This is a genomic window from Pedobacter sp. V48, assembly GCF_000523515.1.
GTDB lineage: Bacteria > Bacteroidota > Bacteroidia > Sphingobacteriales > Sphingobacteriaceae > Pedobacter.
The window spans coordinates 24,227-27,323 of sequence record NZ_AWRU01000024.1; the positions used below are offsets into that span (position 1 = coordinate 24,227).

Below are 3,097 nucleotides of genomic sequence, written 5' to 3' on the forward strand. Positions count from 1 at the left end.
TAGCCATAAATGTTGGTGCGGTACTGGCTGGCAAAGGCACAGTCTGGGTTGATAGCTTGCGTCTGTATCTGGACGAAAAGCCAATAGATGAAGCGCAGGAGCAACAAGCTAATATATACCAGGCACTAAAAGACACACTATTAAATAAAAGCTCTGGAATAGATACTATTCCTTTAACCCCCTCCATTCAAAAAAACTTAAGCTTACTGGGCGAATTATGGGGTTTTCTAAAATACCATCATCCGGCAATAGCCAATGGTGATTATAACTGGGATGCTGAACTTTTTCGTGTACTGCCTGAGGTTCTTAGCTGTAGTACCGACATCCAGCTATCGCAGGTGATGGAAAAATGGGTTGATAAATTAGGCAAAGTTCCGCCCTGCACAGATTGCAAAACACTGCCTAGCCTTGCCAATATTACCATTGGACCTGATTACGGGAGCTTATTCAAGAATAAAATCTTTAGCAAAACGCTTTCGGCCAAACTGGATTACATTTTAAAGAACACAAACATCACAACGCATTATTATGTAGGTGGTCTGATTGATATAAGGAATAGTTCTTTTTTGCATGAAAACAAATACGCAGACAAGAGGTATCCTGATGCAGGTTTACGCTTATTGGCGCTCTATCGTTACTGGAGTATGATTCAATACTTTTGTCCAAACAGAGAGTTGACTACTGAGAAGTGGAACACTATCCTTCCTGCTTTTATCCCTCAGGTAATCAAAGCCGACAATGAACATGCCTACGTAAAGGCAATGGTTAAACTCATTGCAAGCCTCCACGATTCACATGCATTTATTGAAAGTGAGGTTCGTGAACAAGATCTGGGAAGATATAGATTGCCTTTTGATGCCGGGTTTGTCGGGGATCAGCTAATAGTTACAAGCTCTCTCAAAGAAACCTTTGATGCTAGTAAGAATCTAACGCGAGGCGATATTATAACTGCTATTAACGGAGAGAAAGTACAATCGTTAGTAAACAAATACTTACCCATTACTCCTGCTTCAAACCATGGCACTGCATTAAGAGACATGAGTAGCGTTTATCTGAGAAGAGGTATAGACAGCACTTTTAACCTACAAATCATAAGAGACAACGTACCCATGAATGTGGTTCAACAAGGCTTAGAAATAAGCAAAGCCAATGATGTTTACCTGCAATCTAATAAACCCGCGTACCAACTAATAAATAATGGTATTGGTTACGTTTATTGTGGCGCTTATAAAAACACCATGTTAGACAGCATAAAAACGAAATTTAAAGATACAAAAGGGATTATTGTTGACATGCGTGGCTATCCGGTTGATGAAATGGAGCGTACCTTTGTTGCCTATTTCAAACCAGACTCGAGTACTTTCGCAAAATTTACTGGCCGGTCTATCAGCAATCCTGGTATGTTTATATATGAGGAATCTGCGAAAACCGGGATTAAAACAACAGACTATTATAAGGGAAAAGTGGTAGTGCTTGTTAATGAAAATTCACAGAGCAATTCGGAGTTTGTTACAATGGCCCTGCAAAGTGCTCCAAACACCACTGTTATAGGCAGTCCGTCTGCCGGTGCTGATGGCAACGTCACTCCCATTTCTTTACCAGGCGCCATTACAACCTGGTATTCGGGTTTAGGTATATATTATCCAGACGGCACAAATGCCCAACGCGTTGGAGTAAGAATTGACAAGGTAGTAAAACCAACCGTTAAAGGTATACAAACCGGTAAAGACGAGGTCTTGGAAGCGGCTAAAAAACTGATTTTGATGAGCAAGTAATTGTGTTAGGAAGTCTCTTTTAATTCCTTTATCCTAGTCTTTATAAATGCTTCTTTATTTTTTTTTACCTCCTTCAACAAAGCTTTCTGTTCAGCAGGTAAGGTCAAATATTTATCTGCCCATAGGTTAATTTCGATCATTACAGGCAATAGATCGATTCCTTTTTGTGTGAGTTTGTACAAGACTTTTGCCTTGCTGTCGGGATGGTTTAGTTTGGCAACAATCCCATTTTCTTCGAGCATTTGTAACCGGGTGGCCAAAATATTGGTTGCTATTTTTTCGCCCGATTTTAAAAAATCGCCGTATGTGCACTGTTTCGCAAACATAAGATCCCGAACGATCAGCAACGACCATTTGTCTCCCCAGATATCAAGCGAGCAGCTAATAGGGCAATCCGACCTCTTCTTTGTATCCATAATAAAAATAGTTTATAAAATCACTTGCATTTTGCAAGTTGATACATATATTTGTACTTGCAAAATGCAAGCGAATTTACGAATTAAATTTATATAAACAATGAAAACAACAGGAAATACAGTATTCATTAGCGGCGGAAGCGCCGGAATAGGACTAGCGATTGCTAAAAAATTAAATGCAACAGGCAACAAAATCATCATTAACGGGCGTAATGAAGAACGCCTTCAGGATGCTTTACAAGAATTAGACAATGCTGTTGCTATCCAAGGCGATTTATCGATAGAAGCTGACAGGGTTCGTATTGCGGCACACCTAAAAGAACATCACCCGGATGTGAACATCATCATAAATAATGCTGGAGCAGCCTTTGGATATCTATTGAATGAAACCACCAATGCACACGAAAAAGCCGCAATTGAAATGAATACCAATTATTTTGCGGTAATCCATTTCACAGAATTGTTACTACCACATCTGGTACAAAAAACAGAAGCAGCAGTTGTAAACGTTTCTTCAATTGCGGTTTTTAGGAGCCACAAGTTTCTGCCAACTTACAGTGCTACTAAAGCTGCATTACACAGTTATACTACTGCCTTGAGAGCCACTTATGAAGAGCAGAAAAACGTTCAGGTTTACGAAGTGTATCCTCCCCTGGTAAATACAGCATTTTCAGCGGAAATAGGCGGTGCAAATGGCATTCCTCCAGAAGAAGTGGCAGACGAATTCCTTATAGCACTGGAAAAAAATCAATTTGATGTTCCAGTGGGCGATTCAAAGCAATTTCTAAAACAAGCTTAATCATATATAGAGCGTACAATGGACTAAAGCACCTCGTCATGCTGAAATAAATTCACTGTTGTCCGGAAAAAAATATGGGCTAGCTGTTAAGCTAGCCCTTTGTTGAT

3 protein-coding genes are annotated in these 3,097 nt (G+C 39.8%); 2 read left to right on the plus strand and 1 reads right to left on the minus strand.

From position 1 onward, the window contains the following. A partial coding sequence (locus N824_RS19270; protein ID WP_048906795.1) for a S41 family peptidase occupies positions 1–1,775 on the plus strand: 1,775 nt, incomplete at its 5' end. A 5-nt stretch (positions 1,776–1,780) separates the two neighbouring features. Here N824_RS19270 and N824_RS19275 read toward each other — a convergent pair. Beyond that, entirely contained in the window at positions 1,781–2,191 is a 411-nt protein-coding gene (locus N824_RS19275; RefSeq protein WP_048905044.1) for a helix-turn-helix domain-containing protein, read from the minus strand. Between the two features lie 100 nt (positions 2,192–2,291). Here N824_RS19275 and N824_RS19280 point away from each other — a divergent pair, with 100 nt between their 5' ends. Beyond that, a complete protein-coding gene (locus N824_RS19280) occupies positions 2,292–2,990 on the plus strand; it encodes an SDR family oxidoreductase (protein WP_048905043.1) in 699 nt (232 codons plus the stop codon). The last annotated feature ends 107 nt before the right edge of the window (positions 2,991–3,097 follow it).

What these genes read in the sequence shown, in the direction of transcription:
- N824_RS19275 (WP_048905044.1), bottom strand. Translation starts at nt 2,191, where the DNA reads ATGGATACAAAGAAGAGGTCGGATTGCCCTATTAGCTGCTCGCTTGAT.
- N824_RS19280 (WP_048905043.1), top strand. Translation starts at nt 2,292, where the DNA reads ATGAAAACAACAGGAAATACAGTATTCATTAGCGGCGGAAGCGCCGGA.